The organism is Pseudoalteromonas sp. J010 (assembly GCF_003934235.1).
In the GTDB taxonomy this organism is placed as follows: domain Bacteria; phylum Pseudomonadota; class Gammaproteobacteria; order Enterobacterales; family Alteromonadaceae; genus Pseudoalteromonas; species Pseudoalteromonas peptidolytica.
The window spans coordinates 1-15,697 of sequence record NZ_RDBW01000035.1 but is presented as its reverse complement, the minus strand read 5'-3'; the positions used below and the strand labels follow the sequence as shown (position 1 = coordinate 15,697).

General features: G+C 42.0%; 20 protein-coding genes. 16 read left to right on the top strand and 4 right to left on the bottom strand.

Going from position 1 to position 15,697, the window contains the following annotated elements; genetic code table 11:
- The first annotated feature begins 20 nt into the window (after positions 1–20).
- The 9 genes from gspG to EAG18_RS17785 all read left to right on the top strand — a co-directional run bounded on the left by gspG (position 21) and on the right by EAG18_RS17785 (position 6,344).
- The gene (gene gspG / locus EAG18_RS17825) at positions 21–446 is read left to right on the top strand and encodes a type II secretion system major pseudopilin GspG (RefSeq protein ID WP_170178640.1); all 426 of its coding nucleotides are present in this window, start codon (positions 21–23) and stop codon (positions 444–446) included.
- Positions 447–449: 3 nt separating this feature from the next.
- On the top strand, positions 450–1,043 hold the full coding sequence (gspH, locus tag EAG18_RS17820) for a type II secretion system minor pseudopilin GspH (protein ID WP_125253713.1): 594 nt from the start codon (positions 450–452) through the stop codon (positions 1,041–1,043).
- Positions 1,040–1,417 (top strand): type II secretion system minor pseudopilin GspI, encoded by a 378-nt coding sequence (gene gspI, locus EAG18_RS17815; RefSeq protein ID WP_125253712.1) that lies wholly within the window; start codon positions 1,040–1,042, stop codon positions 1,415–1,417. The genes gspH and gspI overlap by 4 nt, the downstream gene beginning before the upstream one ends.
- The gene (gspJ, locus tag EAG18_RS17810; RefSeq protein WP_125253711.1) at positions 1,417–2,052 is read left to right on the top strand and encodes a type II secretion system minor pseudopilin GspJ; all 636 of its coding nucleotides are present in this window, start codon (positions 1,417–1,419) and stop codon (positions 2,050–2,052) included. Before gspI ends, gspJ begins: the two co-directional genes overlap by 1 nt.
- Entirely contained in the window at positions 2,049–3,050 is a 1,002-nt protein-coding gene (gspK, locus tag EAG18_RS17805) for a type II secretion system minor pseudopilin GspK (protein WP_125253710.1), read from the top strand. The genes gspJ and gspK overlap by 4 nt, the downstream gene beginning before the upstream one ends.
- Positions 3,047–4,252 carry a type II secretion system protein GspL gene (gene gspL / locus EAG18_RS17800; RefSeq protein ID WP_125253709.1) on the top strand — a complete coding sequence of 402 codons (1,206 nt, stop codon included), beginning with the start codon at positions 3,047–3,049 and terminating at the stop codon, positions 4,250–4,252. The genes gspK and gspL overlap by 4 nt, the downstream gene beginning before the upstream one ends.
- Positions 4,249–4,722 (top strand): type II secretion system protein M, encoded by a 474-nt coding sequence (locus EAG18_RS17795; RefSeq protein ID WP_125253708.1) that lies wholly within the window; start codon positions 4,249–4,251, stop codon positions 4,720–4,722. Before gspL ends, EAG18_RS17795 begins: the two co-directional genes overlap by 4 nt.
- A 2-nt stretch (positions 4,723–4,724) precedes the next feature.
- Positions 4,725–5,483 carry a type II secretion system protein N gene (locus tag EAG18_RS17790; RefSeq protein ID WP_125253707.1) on the top strand — a complete coding sequence of 253 codons (759 nt, stop codon included), beginning with the start codon at positions 4,725–4,727 and terminating at the stop codon, positions 5,481–5,483.
- A 291-nt stretch (positions 5,484–5,774) separates the two neighbouring features.
- The gene (locus tag EAG18_RS17785; protein ID WP_125253706.1) at positions 5,775–6,344 is read left to right on the top strand and encodes a UPF0149 family protein; all 570 of its coding nucleotides are present in this window, start codon (positions 5,775–5,777) and stop codon (positions 6,342–6,344) included.
- Positions 6,345–6,348: 4 nt separating this feature from the next.
- Here the strand turns inward: EAG18_RS17785 and EAG18_RS17780 are convergent, their stop codons facing one another.
- On the bottom strand, positions 6,349–6,552 hold the full coding sequence (locus EAG18_RS17780) for a hypothetical protein (RefSeq protein WP_125253705.1): 204 nt from the start codon (positions 6,550–6,552) through the stop codon (positions 6,349–6,351).
- Positions 6,552–6,911, bottom strand: a complete 360-nt coding sequence (locus EAG18_RS17775; protein WP_125253704.1) for a hypothetical protein — start codon at positions 6,909–6,911, stop codon at positions 6,552–6,554. The genes EAG18_RS17780 and EAG18_RS17775 overlap by 1 nt, the downstream gene beginning before the upstream one ends.
- Positions 6,912–7,320: 409 nt before the next feature.
- Between EAG18_RS17775 and ccoG the strand changes: the two genes are divergently transcribed.
- Genes ccoG through EAG18_RS17750 form a run of 5 tightly spaced genes read left to right on the top strand, consistent with a single transcriptional unit; the run spans position 7,321 to position 11,598 of the window.
- Positions 7,321–8,778, top strand: a complete 1,458-nt coding sequence (gene ccoG / locus EAG18_RS17770; protein ID WP_125253703.1) for a cytochrome c oxidase accessory protein CcoG — start codon at positions 7,321–7,323, stop codon at positions 8,776–8,778.
- Between the two features lie 49 nt (positions 8,779–8,827).
- Complete coding sequence (locus tag EAG18_RS17765; RefSeq protein WP_125253754.1) at positions 8,828–9,802, top strand: serine/threonine protein kinase; 975 nt, start codon at positions 8,828–8,830, stop codon at positions 9,800–9,802.
- 17 nt (positions 9,803–9,819) lie between these two features.
- Positions 9,820–10,443: a thiol:disulfide interchange protein DsbA/DsbL gene (locus EAG18_RS17760; RefSeq protein WP_125253702.1), complete on the top strand. Its 624-nt coding sequence runs from the start codon at positions 9,820–9,822 to the stop codon at positions 10,441–10,443.
- An 18-nt stretch (positions 10,444–10,461) separates the two neighbouring features.
- On the top strand, positions 10,462–11,091 hold the full coding sequence (locus EAG18_RS17755) for a thiol:disulfide interchange protein DsbA/DsbL (RefSeq protein ID WP_125253701.1): 630 nt from the start codon (positions 10,462–10,464) through the stop codon (positions 11,089–11,091).
- A gap of 48 nt (positions 11,092–11,139) precedes the next feature.
- On the top strand, positions 11,140–11,598 hold the full coding sequence (locus EAG18_RS17750; RefSeq protein ID WP_125253700.1) for a DUF523 domain-containing protein: 459 nt from the start codon (positions 11,140–11,142) through the stop codon (positions 11,596–11,598).
- A gap of 10 nt (positions 11,599–11,608) precedes the next feature.
- Here EAG18_RS17750 and trmA read toward each other — a convergent pair whose 3' ends face one another.
- On the bottom strand, positions 11,609–12,703 hold the full coding sequence (trmA, locus tag EAG18_RS17745; protein ID WP_125253699.1) for a tRNA (uridine(54)-C5)-methyltransferase TrmA: 1,095 nt from the start codon (positions 12,701–12,703) through the stop codon (positions 11,609–11,611).
- Positions 12,704–12,867: 164 nt separating this feature from the next.
- Between trmA and EAG18_RS17740 the strand changes: the two genes are divergently transcribed.
- Complete coding sequence (locus EAG18_RS17740; protein WP_125253698.1) at positions 12,868–13,998, top strand: DUF5610 domain-containing protein; 1,131 nt, start codon at positions 12,868–12,870, stop codon at positions 13,996–13,998.
- Positions 13,999–14,061: 63 nt separating this feature from the next.
- Complete coding sequence (gene murI, locus EAG18_RS17735) at positions 14,062–14,829, top strand: glutamate racemase (RefSeq protein ID WP_125253697.1); 768 nt, start codon at positions 14,062–14,064, stop codon at positions 14,827–14,829.
- Positions 14,830–14,835: 6 nt separating this feature from the next.
- On the opposite strand, the gene EAG18_RS17730 is transcribed toward murI, so the two are convergent.
- Entirely contained in the window at positions 14,836–15,303 is a 468-nt protein-coding gene (locus EAG18_RS17730) for an RNA-binding protein (protein ID WP_125253696.1), read from the bottom strand.
- Between the last annotated feature and the right edge of the window lie 394 nt (positions 15,304–15,697).

Sequence of the window (15,697 nt, the reverse complement as noted above, 5' to 3'; positions counted from 1 at the left end):
ACAGCATTGAGGTAAACATTGTGAAAAAGCAATCAGGTTTCTCACTACTAGAAGTGATGGTAGTACTAGTGATCATTGGTATGATTTTATCTATCGTTGCACCAAATGTGATGGGGCAACAAGAAGAAGCAGCAAAAGAGAAAGCACGCTTAGATATTCGTCAAATCGAAGATGCGATGAAAATGTATAAGTTAAAAAACAAGCGCTATCCGACGACAGAACAAGGCTTAGAGGCGCTTGTAACTCAAACAAATATCGATCCTGTGCCAAAGCGCTTCCCTGAAGGTGGTTTTATTTCTAAGCTGCCAGAAGATCCGTGGGGAAATCCTTATCAGTTAGTTAGTCCTGGTGAAATGAACCAAATCGACATTTTCTCGATGGGACCTGATGGAGAAGTGGGCACCGATGATGATATCGGTAACTGGGACTCAGAAGACGAACGTTAAGCGATGAAGTATCCTCTGCGTGGCAAAGTGGGTAGTAAACTCAAGGGCTTCAGTTTACTCGAAGTCCTCGTTGTTTTAGTGATCATTGCCTTTTCCGTTAACTTAATTACTTACACGGTTAGTGATAGTAACGAAGAAGAGCTTGAACAAATGGCGCTTCGCCTGCAGGGGACAGTGAATCTTGCTTCTGAATTTGCAGTGCTCAATCAGGTGGAGCTTGGCTTCCATCTAGATAAAGAAAAATTAGAGTTTTTGGTATTTGACAGTGAGAAATGGCGTCCTTTTGAAGCTGACGATATTTTCAAAGCTGTTGAATTTCCAGAGCAGTACAAGGTTGAATTGATCTTAGAAGATCTTCCTTGGTCACAGGATAACTTGCTTGAGCAAGCGAATTGGCGAGAGCTAATGGGAGGTGGCGATGATGATAATTTCCTTGAATTGAAAAAGCTTAAAATTCCCCAGGTACTGATTTTATCCTCTGGTGAAGTGAGCGCGTTTAGGCTCAGTATTGAAGACAAAGCGCTTCAAGAACCTATATTTTTCATTGAAGGGGAGTTTATGGCACCTGTTGCGCTTAAGCGGGAGCCGCAGCTATGAGTAGTCATAAGAGCTTAGGCTTTACCTTACTCGAAGTCATGGTTGCATTAAGTATTTGTGCTGTAGCAGGTATTGCTGCGATGCAAGCAACCAGTGAACATATCACTCATATCAGCTCACTTGAGGAGCAGACTTATGCGTCATGGGTTGCTGAAAATCGCTTAGTTTTCTTACGTGCTCAAGGGGAAAACTGGCACGGAAAGAGCGGAAATAAAGGCGAAGAGGAAATGGCTGGGGTAACTTGGTATTGGCAGCAGCAAATCCAAAAGACAGCAGATCCAAACTTTGTGAAACTGACCGTTCACGTCTTTCGCGAACCTGAACTTAAAAACTCGGTGTATGACATCACGACATTTATGTACCGAGGTAAGTAGTGAAAATAGATAAACATCGCGGCTTCACACTCATTGAGGTGTTATTAGCACTCGCTATATTGGCAGTAGTGGTAACTGCCACGCATCAAATCTTAGATTCAACATTAAAAGCGCAGGCTGCGTCAGAAGAGACGATTAAAGAAATAGAAGGGCTTCAAACGACTTTKCGTTTAATGGATCAGGATTTTAATCAGATCACTAAGCGCGAAGTTCGCAATGAAGCTGGTGACTTTAGTCCGACTTACATTATTCATGGTCGCTATGAGTTAGAGAGTCAATACGATGGTATTGCGTTTGTTCGTGATGGCTGGACTAACCCAATTAGTTTATTGCCTCGCTCTGAACTGCAAGCTGTAGGTTATCGTGTAGTCGATGACAACTTAGAACGTATTTACCGCGTGTATGTTGATCAGCTTGATGGTACAGAGCCTCGAGCTCAGGTTATTTTAGAGGATGTAGAAGAACTTAAATTTGAGTTTCTTGATGATAAATTAAAATGGCAAACTGATTGGAAGTCAAAATCACTCCCCAAAGCGGTTAAGGTTACGTTACAAAGAAAAGATTCTGAACCTATCAGCCGGTTGTTTCTAACTCCAGGTAGTGGAAAGGCTGATGATAAGGAGCAAAACCCATGAAGCAGCAGGGGGCAGCGCTAGTCATCGTGCTATTTATTGTCGCATTGGCTGCCACGATAGCAGCAGAAATGGCTACCAGTTTGATGGTTCAGGTACAAAAGGCCTCAAACATTCAGACACAACAGCAAGCAAAGTGGTACAGCTATGGAGCGGAAGAGCTTGTAAAAAGGGCGCTAATTAAAGCTAAAAAAGATGACCCAGATTCGGTCAATTTAGATCAGCCTTGGGCGCGAGAAGAAGTTCCATACCCAGTTGATCATGGCACATTAAGTGGCAAAGTAACGGATTTACAAGCTTGTTTAAATCTTAACGCATTAAGAGCCAAAGCACAGGTAAATGATGGCAATCAGCGCAGCCAGCAAGTTGGTGCTAAGAGCACCAACGTCGCTCATGGCGCGCTACTCGAACTGTTAAAAAATATCGAAGACCTGCCGAGTACGGAAAGTGAGGAAACGCTAGCTGACAGTGTTTACGATTGGCTTGATGAGGACAGTATTACATATCGCTCTGGCGCTGAAGAAGATGAATATATGTCAAATCAAACTCCTTATTTGGCTGCAAACAACTTGTTGGCATCAGTGAGTGAACTTCGAGTGATTAAAGGCTTTAACCCATTAGTCATGGAAAAGATAAAGCCATATGTTTGTGTTATCCCAGGCAGTGAAGAGTTGGCGGTTAACGTCAATACAGTGTTGCCAGAGCAAGCGCTTTTATTGAGTGCCTTAATTCCAGGTTTATCAAAGTCAGGTGCAGAAGCCATTATCTCTGCGAGACCCAAAAAAGGGTTTACAGATCTGAACGAGTTTTACACGGAAGTCGCAAATCAAGGGGTCAAAGAGCCTAACAAGACTTCCAAAATATTTACGATTAACAGCAACTATTTTCAGTTGCGAGCAACAGCTGTGTTTGATGAGCGGCGCTTTTCTCTCACATCAATTATAGAAACAAAAGATGGTAAAGCGTACGTGCTTGCTCGCAAATTTGGAGGCGTAGAGTGACAGAACAATTATTGATCCGAGTGGATCAGTCACACCAAGCGATAATAAACTGGATGGTTTGGTCAACCGAGCAGCAGCAAATTATTGCCAGTGGTGAGCTGGAAGGGAGTGAGCAACTCAGCAATCTTGCTGAGAAAGCGCAAACAAGAAATGTGGTGTTACTACTGCCAGCAACGGCAGTACAATTGCGAACGCTTGAACTGCCAGCAAAATGGAATAGAAAATTAGAGCAAGCAATTCCCTTTATGTTGGAAGAGCAGGTCGCAACAGACATTGATGACTTATTTGTTGCAATCGGCAAGCCCGGAATGAAAGGCGATGTGCACACGATTGACGTGGCAATCTGTGACAGTGAGTGGCTTCAGGATTGGTTCAATATCTGCGAAGATGCGGGGATCACTGTTTATAAAGCAATTCCTGATGCGCTGTGCCTCCCGCTAAAGGAGGGGATGCAAAGTGCTGTGCAGTTAGGAGCACAGTGGTTATTTAAGCACAGTGACTGGCAAGTTGGTGCAGCAGAAATAAACTGGGTTAATGACTATCTCAATATAGCCGGCACTGAACAGGTCGCGCATTTTAGCCCTGCGACCGGCTTCTCAAATGATGTCGTGCTTTCGGCACAGCAACAAGAATATGACCTGCCACTGGCAATTTTTGCAAAAACACTGCCCACGATTGACTTTAATTTACGTCAAGGGTGCTTTGCTGCAAAGAAAAAGCAACCACAGTGGTGGCGAGATTGGCGTAGTGGCTTGTTAGCTGCAAGTGTTGCGGTAGTGAGCTTTATTGCCATCAAAGGGACTCAGCTATATGTGGTGAGTCATCAAGCTGAGCAATTAGAGGGTCAAGCCGTTGCGCTTTACCAGCAGGCGTTTCCAAATAAAGTTGTTCGCCCGCACTTGTTAAAAAAGCAAATTCAAAATGAGTTAAATGCTTTATCGGGTGCAGAGCAAGGTGGACTATTAGAGCTCACCAACCACTTTATTGCTATCTATGATGAGGTTGAGGCCTTTACACCAGAAACGTTACGTTACGACAAGCGCAGAAATGAGCTAAGGATCAGAGCGCGAGCGAAAGAGTTCCAGGTTTTTGGTCAAGTGAAATCAATTTTGGAACAGCGAGGAGTGAGCGTCGAACAGGGGGCACTGAATAATGATGGTGACTTTGTGGTTGGTGAAATCCGCATAGGAGGTGCAGCATGAAGCAGCAGGTGATCAACTACTGGCAAGGCCTGAAAGAACAAGAGCAGAAGCTATTGATTTTTGCTGGTGCTGTCTTTGTCGTATTCGTATTGGTAATGGGGATCTTTAGACCATTAAACCAAGCGGTTAATGATGCTGAACTAAAATTACAGCGTAATCACGAATTGGTTAATTGGGTGGGGCAAAGTGTTAATAAGCTAAAAGCTAATAGCCCTACACGAGTGACTAGTAGTGGTAGCATTAGTCAGGTTGTAAATAGTACGCGGAGTCGTTTTAAAATCGATATTAGTAAAATGCAGCCAAATGGTGACGCATTAAGATTGACGATAGATAACGTTGAGTTCAATCAATTAATTGCTTGGGTCGATGAGCTAACCAATCGCCACGGAGTGAGAGTAGAAAACTTAGATTTAACACAAGGTAATACTCCAGGTTTTGTCCGTGTTAGTCGCTTGGTTTTAGAGAAATAATTATGAAAAATACACTAACTCTGCTAATCATTTTCTTATTTGCTTTCATTGTCTTTTGTACCTTCACTATGCCAGCAGCCGTATTGTTGCAGGTTTTTAAAGGGCAGTTACCGAATAATCTTCAATTGGGCGCAGTCAATGGCTCAGTATGGGATGGTCAAGTCAGTGGAGTAAGATTCAATAACATTCAGCTAAACCAAGTGAAGTGGGAGATTGAGCCTGCCGCTTTAATACTTGGAGAGCTTGCTGGCAATATCAAGTTTGGTAACCCAAGAGATACAAGTGAAATTTCGGGCAAAGCGAGTTTTTCTTCAAGTCTACTAAACCGCTCGGTATCTGTGAGTAACGCTTCGTTGCGCTTTAGTGTTGAACAAGCGATGGATCAGGTCACTTTACCGTTACCTGTTGACGCCAAAGGGCGCGTTATTGTGAACATCAAAAAGTATCAAAGCGGCGCACCTTATTGTAACGGGCTAAACGGTGAGATTAGTAGTCCAAATATCGATGTGAAAGGAATGAATGGATGGTTTAGCATCGGTGACTTAAGTGGTCAGCTTGACTGTAAATCTGGTGACATTGCAGTGGTTGTTGATCCTGAAAATCGTTTAGGACTGCAAGCTGATGCTACGTTGGCTGCAAACTTTCAGTTTCGAGTGGCCGGTAATATTAAACCTGAAGCTAGCTTGCCCAAAGAAGTGCATGATGCTGTGAAATTTCTTGGCCGCCCAGATGCGGATGGACGTTATCCTGTAAACCTTTAATAGCAATTAGCCTTAATACTTGCTCAATTTGAAGGCGTAAATCTGACGCTAACAGCGTTAAAAATTTCTTATTTAGAACAAGTAAGTAGCAAAATTTTTGCCTTACCTACACGGATGTAGGTGCCTTGGCGATAGCAGGACGCGGTAACGGGGTTATTGACAAGATGTTCTCGCCTCAAAATAGCAATCTTAATTAAGACAATTGATAAAAAAACAGTGTACCAAGGTGCACTCATAGATTTAGATCTTTTTTCAAGGCGCAAAAAGGTGCGTCTTTGGTAAGGCAATATTATGCACAATTTCTCATTCACTCCTGCACAACAGCACTGTCTAGAAAACTATTTCTCAACGCGTAAGCTGTCAATTGATATCTCTTTTTTGCAAGGCTATTTATACGCAACCTGCATCGATCCTAACGGGATTGAAGCACAGCAGTGGCTTAAAGTTTTAACGAATGCGGATCCTGCATTGGATGAAAGTGTGGTATTTGCATTAATGGCACTCCATCATGAGATTTCAGAACAGGTGTATGAAACAGGATTTACTCTACCATGGCATGCGGACACCCCATTGCCTGAAAAAATAAATTGGGCCGAAGGGTTTTTGATGGCTGCCACGCCATTTTATGAGCAACTGATGTCAAGTCCATTGGCTGATGACATAAAGCAGGCGCTCCAAGTAAGTACTGAGCAGCTCGGGTTGTTTGCCTTAGGTGAACACCAGCTCACCTTGTATTGTGAAAAGATAGGGCAATCGCTAGAGGAATTTCAAGTAACGCAAGCTCAACTTGCCGATGAATTTGCAGGGTCTTATGCCGAATTGGTTGAAGTGGCAGCAGTAAAAAGTGGACTATTTGAATAGTCCTCTACATAAGGTCAAGCTCAATGAGTGTGCAGCCAGTTTGACAGCGTGCTATGGCGCTACGTTGGGCGTGTTGATTTAGCGTAAGTGAGATTGGTAACTCGCAGTGAGGGCAAATAACCGTTCTACCTTGGCTCAGTTTTTTAATTAACGCTTTTTGATCATTGAAAGATTTTGCACGTTGTTTGTTGAGTTGACTAAAGTCCATTATAACCCCTCAGCTTCTTGGATTGCTTGGCTGGCTATTTCACAAATAGTAATGAGGTCTGAACCGTAAAAGTACAGGTTATAGTCATTCTCTTTACAGTATTTGAGGTGAAAAAGTCGCACTTTCTCATCACTTGCAAGCGCCTCGTTGATATAAGCTTTCTCATCTTCTGTCATTGTGATTGCTTTAGCGACGTTTGCCCTGGCAATTCTTGCAGCTGTACTTCGCTGGATTTTGCTAGATTCACTGAGTGTGTTTACACCTTGTCCCAAAAGCCTTTCTCTGGGCTCTTTGATTAAAGGATGATCTACAGTGAATAACGCAACGACTATAATGGCTAATACTAAAAATTTTTTCATAATCTAGTGCAGACTTGATCTAGCTAACAAAAATATTGCACCTAGTGTAATAAACTTGCCAGTCAAGCCGCAACTAATCTCTCATCATTTATGATGGGTTTTAGCTCAACTTACTATTAATCATAGAGTTTCAAGGCGTATAATGGCAGTTGCTAAACAATGTCATGGGGCACATCGCAATAGTTTAGCGTTTATTATGTAATGCCAATTTGCTTAATTAAGAAATGTATTCTAGGACGAGAGGGTCGTCTCGATAACCAAACAAAACTTGTTATTTAGCTGTTCTAAATAAGAAAGTTTTAACGCAGTTAGCGTCTGAAATACTCCCTTAATTGAGCTAGTATCAAGATAAAATGGTATAAGGTCACTGTAGCAAGTGCATCTCGTTCCAAAGCACTAAGGAGCTTCCATGGAGAACGATAGAATCAAGGTTAAAAACATACCGTCAGAAGTTAAAATTCAGCCACCGTCAAATGGCGCAGCAGGGAAGTCACTCAATAGCTCGACGCCGGATCGCTTCAATCCTCGAAATCGTATCTATGTACGCGCTGTATCGGGCTTACATCAGTTGTTGAGAAGGCGAATTGGTTTTATCGGCATGTTGGCGTTTATGGTATTACCTTGGCTAAACTTTAACGGCCATCAAGCTGTGTTGTTCGATATCTTTGAACAAAAGTTTAATATCTTTGGCATGACTTTATGGCCACAAGATCTGACAATTTTCGCCTTTATTCTAATGATTGCTGCCTTTGCGCTATTTCTGGTAACTACGTTTTACGGTCGAGTTTGGTGTGGCTACACTTGCCCACAAACAGTGTGGACTTTTATTTTTATCTGGTTTGAGGAAAAGTTTGAAGGCACTGCCAATCAACGCAAAAAGCTAGATCAAAGACCCATGGACTTTGATAAATTTTGGCGTAAAAGCGCTAAGCATGGCTGCTGGATTTTATTCTCGTTATACACCGCGATAACTTTTGTTGGCTACTTTACGCCAATACGTTCGCTGATCCCTGATCTGTTGGCTTTCTCAGCGGGATTCTATGCCGTGCTCAGTATCATCGTTTTTACAGTATGTACCTACGGCAATGCTGGTTGGATGAGGGAAATTATGTGCTTACATATTTGTCCATATGCACGTTTCCAATCAGCCATGTTCGATAAAGACACTTTTACTGTGAGTTATGATGCGACGCGCGGTGAAAGCCGAGGCCCTAGAAGTCGTAAGCAAGACCCCAAAGCACTCGGACTTGGCGACTGCATTGATTGTAATTTATGTGTTCAAGTGTGCCCGACAGGGATTGATATTCGTAATGGGTTGCAATATGAGTGCATAAACTGTGGCGCTTGTATCGATGCGTGTGATGGCGTGATGGATAAAATGAATTATCCTAAAGGACTAATCGCATACACGACAGAGCGCAATCTAGAAGTCTCTACTGAAAAAACCAAAACAGTACGAGGCAAGCTAATTGGTTACTTAATGATTCTGCTCGTAATTACGGGAGCGTTAGTGGCTAACATAGCGATGCGTATGCCGATGGATCTTGATATTATTCGCGATAGAAACCAGCTATACCGTGTTAATATCGAAGGGCTAATCGAGAATACTTATACCCTTAAGGTGATAAATAAAGCACAAGTTGAGCAGAAATTTTCGATTGAGATCTCTGGTCTAGATAATTATCAAGTGTTAGGTAAGCAGCAAGTTCATTTAGCGGCTGGCAGCACGATGGATGTGCCGTTGTCTGTGGTTATTGACCCGTACGACTTGAAAAAGCCAGTGACTGAGTTTGAGTTTGTTCTCATCAATCAAGATAACCCTGATGAGAGGCTAGCCCAGCCGACTAACTTCTTTAAGGGAAGATAAATTACTAAGGTAAAGAGCGAGGTAAGCCCTCGCTTTTTTAATAAATATGATGAATGATTTTAGTTTTAACGCACTGACACCTGATTTGATCCTCGACGCGATAGAGGCGCTAGAAGTGTACCCGACAACCGGATTGCTGCCATTAAACAGCTATGAAAATCGTGTTTATCAATTCGGTGCCGATGACGGCAAACGTTACGTTGTGAAGTTCTATCGTCCAGCACGATGGACAGATCCCCAAATACTTGAAGAGCACGAGTTTGCATTGCTTGCTAAAGATGCAGAAGTCCCTGTTGTCGCACCCTTGGCTATCCAAGGTAAAACGCTACACTGCTACCAAGGTTACCGATATACGCTTTTTCCCAGTGTTGGTGGGCGGCAGTTTGAACTAGATAACCTTGAGCATTTAGAAATATTAGGCCGTTATCTTGGACGTTTACATTGCTTATCTGCACAGCAGGCTTTTGAGCACAGGCCAATGTTAGATACACAGCGTTTCCTGTTTGATGCAAAAACATTACTTTTAAAAAGTGACTTAGTGCCTAGTCATTTGCATACTCCATTTGTTACTATTCTCGAGCAAGTTATTAACAAAGCGGCGCAGAAGTATAAGGTTCCAAAGACAATCAGGCTTCATGGTGATTGTCACGCGGGTAACCTACTGTGGTCCGCAGATCAGTTAATGTTAGTTGACCTCGATGATTGTCAGCAAGGTCCCGCGATACAAGATCTGTGGATGATGCTAAATGGCGATCGAAATGAAAAACTTGTACAACTAGACACCCTACTAATGGGATATGAAGAATTTATGCCTTTCGATGCTAACGAGTTGGCACTGATTGAGCCTTTACGCGCTATGCGAATGATCAACTATATGGCATGGTTGGCACAGCGTTGGCAAGATCCTGCATTCGAAAGGAACTTTTCTTGGTTCGCGACAGGCAAATACTGGGAGCAACAGATCCTTGCACTAAAAGAGCAACTGGCAGCCCTTGATGAACCAAGTTTGAGCCTATTTCCTTGAAAATTAGAGAGAGTAACATGCTAAAAAAATTAAAAGTTGCACTGATTGCGCTATTTTTGCCCGTTGTCGCAATGGCGTCAGACTTTGTTGATGGCAAACACTATTCGACATTGACAACAGCACAAAGTAAAGATCAAAAAGTGACAGAGTTCTTTTCCTTTTACTGCCCTCACTGTTTTCGCTTTGAACCGATTGCAAAGGCGATAGAGAAGAATTTACCTGATGGTGCGTACTTTGAGAAAAGCCATGTGAACTTTTTAGGTGGTATTCCTAAAGACACGCAAACGAACTTAAGTTATGCGTATATTATTGCTAAGCAAGCTGGTAAATCAGATCTTATCGCTGAGAAAATTTTTCACACGATCCATGTTGAACAAAACAGACTACTCGATATTAAAGACCTTAAAACACTCATGGAATTAAATGGGATCTCTGCCACACAGTTTGATCAAGCAGTGACAAGTATGCCTGTAATAAGTGCTGAAAATAACATGCTGACAGCACAAGAGAAGTTTTCAAAAGCTGGAGCGTTGACAGGCGTCCCAACTTTTATTGTTAATGACAAGTACAAAATCGAGATGAAAGGTATTGAAAGCCAAGAGCAACTCGATAAATTGATTGCATATTTATTAAAGAAATAAGGACTGGAGAAAGCGAGTATGTTTAAGGTATTAAAAGGCTTAGCTGTTGCATTGATGCTACCGCTCATGGCGCAAGCAGCACCATATGAAGAAGGTGTTCACTACGAGGTCATTGCTGAGCGTGGTACTAAAAAGCCAGAGCTTACGGAGTACTTCTCATTCTATTGCCCCGCTTGTAATGTAATGGAAAATTTGATTGTTGACGTGAAGCCAAAGCTAGACGAAGGGGTGAAGTTTAAAAAGAGCCATATTGACTTTGTTGGCCCTAGAGAGCCAGAAATCCAACAGGTTTTGGCACAAGCACTAGCGACAGCGGAAGTATTACCGCAAAAAGACAAAATCGTTGCAGCGATGTTCAACCATATTCATGGTAAACGTGCCAAAATTAACGAACTTGCAGACGTAAAAGATATTTTTGTGGCTCAAGGAGTTGATGGAGAGAAATTTGATAAGCTGTATGCCAGTTTCGCTGTTCGTACTAAAACATCGAAAATGCAGCGAATGCAGAAAACCCTTTCAGGTAAAGGTGCGCTAACTGGTGTGCCAACGTTTATTGTCAATGGCAAGTATAAATTGTTGCTACGTGAGTCTGGTACTACCAAGCCTGAACAAATTGCAGCGCTGGTGAACTATTTAGCCAAGAAATAGTCGATAATTTGTATTAGACTAGCCTCGCCATAATTGCGGGGCTTTTTTATGTTTAAAATTTTAGTTTCAAGTTGTCTATTAGGTTATCCGGTGCGCTACGACGCATCATCGCAAAGTTTACAAGATAATACCTTGCAATATTGGCGGAAAAAAAACTGGGTGTTACCTTTGTGCCCCGAAGTATCAGGTGGGTTACCAACACCCCGCCCACCTGCAGAGTTAATAGAGGGTAGAGTGCTGAGTAAAGATGGTGATGATTTTACTGCATCGTTTGAGCTTGGTGCTAGAAAAGCGCTTGCGGCATGCCTTCAACACGATATAAAGTTTGCGTTATTAAAAGAGTCCAGTCCGTCATGCGGCAGCAATCTGATTTACGATGGTAGTCATACCGGTAAAAAAGTAGTGGGGCAGGGTCTGACGGCGTCTTTATTACAGCAATCCGGTATTCAAGTATTTAGCGAAACTCAGCTGCCAGCGCTTATCACAGCAATGGCAGCCAGTCGTTAAACGTTATAAATCACTTTCTTACTAAGTAAACGCCAGATTCAATATGATGGGTGTAAGGGAATTGATCGAAAATTGCCATACGTGCGATTTTATGTGTTTCACATAATAAGGCTAAATCACGCTCTAACGTGTCTGGATTACATGAGATATAAATAATGTTGTCGTAGTTGCTGACTAAGCGACAGGTTAGCTCATCCATACCCGCTCGCGGCGGATCGACCAAAATGGTTTGGCAATCATAGGACTGTAAATCGATACCTTCTAATCGTGAAAACTTCTGCCCTTTCATGGCTTGCGTAAACTCTTCACTCGACATGCGGATAATATCAAGGTTGTCGACTTTGTTTGCTGCGATATTAAACTGTGCAGACTTTACCGATGATTTAGAAATTTCCGTAGCCAGCACTTTGTCGAATGAACCAGCTAATGCGATAGAAAAGTTACCGTTACCACAGTAAAGCTCAAGTAAATCATTGCTAAGCGGCTCGCTGATAGACTGCGCCCACGCTAGCATTTTTTGATTCACTTGGGCATTTGGCTGCGTAAAGCTGTTTTCAACTTGCTGATAAATATATTCTTTACCATTAACCACGAGCTTTTCTGTGACATAATCATGACCAAATACGACCTTTTGTTTTCTAGCACGTCCTATAAAGTCCACTTTGTAAGTCTGTTGCAACTCAGAACGCAACTCCAGCATAGCAGTGTGCCACGCTTCATCAAGTTGCTTGTGATATAAAAGGCTAATCAGTACTTCACCACTTAGGGTAGTAAGGTAATCAATTTGGAATAATTTTCGGCGTAAGACCTCATTGCCTTTAAGTTTGTCTATCATGACTTGCATCATTTCATTGACAAGCTCGGCACCCGGGTCAAAGCTATCAACACGAAGCTTTTCTTTACTTTGTTGATCAAACATGATGTGAAACAAGTCGTCGCCATCATGCCAGACTCTAAATTCGCAGCGTTGGCGGTAATGGCGAGTTGCAGAGTCATACACTTCTAATTCTGGCGCATTAAACTGTGCAAATTGTGCTGTGATACGCTCAGCTTTTTCAGCCAATTGTTGCTCGTATGCTGAATCATCAATCTTTATTACTGCCATACTAAAACCATCTATGTTGAATTAAGAGGCGCTATTTTAGGGAGCGTCGTTAATTTGTCCAGTCTAGCATAGTGACTAAAATCGTTTTGGCGTTTTTTTAGTCATTTTACTTTAGCTTTGCACAAATATGCCGATAATCTAACTAATATATTGGAGGGCATACCATGAAAATCGGGCATTTAAATCAATTGCTCAATCCAGCGATGCAGCACAAGCCTGGACAGAGCAAAGGGATAGGACCACATATCCAAATAAATTCAGATAGTTATGCGGGGGATAAATCTAAACTCGCTGCCAAAATTCTTGATGACAAACTCGCAGAAGCGCTTGGTATTGAGAAACCTACGCAGGATAAAAAAGACAAACCATTGTTTGACTTTGAAGCGATAGTGAAAAACGTACTTGATTTCGTTCAAGGTGCAGTGAAAAAAGCGAAAGTAGACGGTAAAAATGACGATGAATTAAAATCTATGCTGGATGGGGCACGCAAAGGTGTGCTGCAAGGTATTGATGAAGCCAGTGAAGAGCTAAAAGGGATGGGGGCGTTTAATTCTGATATTGAAGAAGGGATTGAAAAGTCTCGAGAGGGTATATTTAAAGGGCTTGATGACTTCGAAAAAGAACTATTTGAAGAAAAGTCTCCAAAGGCAATGGCTATCAGTGCGGCGCAATTTGCAAGCTTATCGAATCAGGCCGAATATGCGTTCACTACAGCGGAAGGTGATGAGGTTGTTATTTCATTTTCTGACGCATATTCACAAGGGTCTGCTGCGAGCGTGGCCCAAAAAGGCAACAACTTTGGTGCTGCATATGGCTCCCAGTCATCTCAAGAGGTGAACTTTTCGATTAAAGTAAATGGAGAGCTGAACGAAGAAGAGCAGCAAGCAATCAACGATATGATGGAAGATATTCGCAATGTCAGCGATGCGTTCTTTGGCGGTGAGTATGATGAAGCGTTCGATATGGCAAAGTCACTTAGTTTAAACTCTGACCAAATCACCAACTTCACAATGGACTTAAAGCAAACGAAAACATCTGCCGCGATTGCACAGTATCAACAAGGCAATCCGATGAAAGAACTAGAGAAGGCGTTTGTACCTCTGAATAAGCAACTAGCAGACATTCAAGAGCAAGCAAAAGCGCTCAATGCTAACAACGAATTGCCAAATATACTTGCATGGATGAATGAAGGGCAATCCAGGTTAAATGAATTCTTGGATTATGCGAGCAGCTTTTTCAACCGCTTAAATGAATCAAATAAGGGCTCATCAGCAGAGCAACAACAAACAAGCTGATCGAGTTTATTTTCATTGTGACTCATGGCAAACTTCATTCCTTAAATATTTAGGGGATGAAGTGTGTCACATATTCTAGTTTTTGACTCCGGTATTGGTGGAACAAGTGTTCTGTCACACTTGCGCTATCGTTTTCAAAATTCCACTTTTAGCTATGTTATGGATAACGCATTTCTTCCTTATGGTCTGCAACCTCAGGAATTAATTAAATTACGCATTAAGGGACTCATTGTTTGGCAAGAGCAATACTTAAGTAATGTTGATATGATTGTTATTGCCTGTAATACCGCCTCAACTTATGCGTTAGAAGAGGCGCGAAAACATACTCAAATCCCTATTATAGGTGTAGTTCCTGCTATTAAGCCTGCTGCGTATAGCTCTCAGACTAAGCACATCGCTTTGTTAGCAACACCTGCGACATCCAATAATACTTACACACAAAAACTCATTCATGACTTTGCAGGTGGATGTAAAGTCGAGATTTTGCATTCTACAGAGCTAGTTAGAATAGCTGAACATTTTTACTGGCACAGTACGCTTGATCAAGCGGCGCTGTGTGAGGAACTCAAGCTGCTACATATTCCGTATTCCATTGACCGTTTAGTGTTAGGCTGTACGCACTTTCCGTTAATTGCCGATAATATCAAAGAATGCCTACCTGATCATATTGAGTTGGTTGACTCGGGAAAGGCCATAGCTAACAGAGCTGTTTCTTTGCTTGGAAAGCAGGAAATAAATATAGAAAAGGCGCAGCCAAAAGAAGTCAAGTTCTATGCAACGGCGCCTGTTTTGGATAGCAAAGAAGAAGTAGCGTTAATCTCCTTCAGTTAAAGCAAGTCAAGCTGGTGAGTGATTTACTTCACCCTCAGGCTTTTGCTTCGCCTCTCTCACTTTTAGTGTGCGCTGTTGAAACTCACTTTCATTGAGTTGGCTGATGGCCTTGTCCGCATCCCCTTTAGCCATCTCTACAAAACCAAAGCCACGCCGCTTACCTGTATTCTTGTCCTTTAATAGACGAACAGAAAATACTTTACCTTGTTCTTCGAAAAGCTCACGAACAACGTGCTCATTGGCTCTATATGGTAAGTTACCTACATATAATGTAGTAGTTGCTAAGTTTGATTGTTTTTCTTGTTGTGTATCACTTTTTGAAAGCTGGGCTACGATACTGCCGACAATAATACCTACGGCCAACATCAATGCAGCGTCGAGTTGAGCAGAGCTTAATGCAAGATCGACAATGAAAAAGCTCATAACTGCAATAACCAAAGTGATCAAAATGACTTTATGATCAAAAGACTTCATATACATATACCAATTAAAAGAAGGTTAAACATTAATTTAACAAATAAGCTAGCTATCTTAACGAGTTAATTAAACTTCGCAATAATTAATATAGTTCTAATAGTAAGATTTGTCTTATTTTGGATGTTATCTGTACATAATAGCTGTTTTTGTTCAATAGTTGTTCGAACGAATAAAAAGATCAAAAAAAGGGTTGCACTTAAATCGGATCTCCCTATAATGCGCATCCACCGACACGGGGAGCCGCGCTGAAAAGCAACGAGCCAACGAGTCGGGAGTCAAATAAAACTTGAGTTTGAATGCTTCGAAAGAAAATCAAAATTAAGTGTTGACAACAAATGGGAAATGCTTAGAATGCACAACCCTCAGCGCTAACGGCGCAGCGATGATAAGT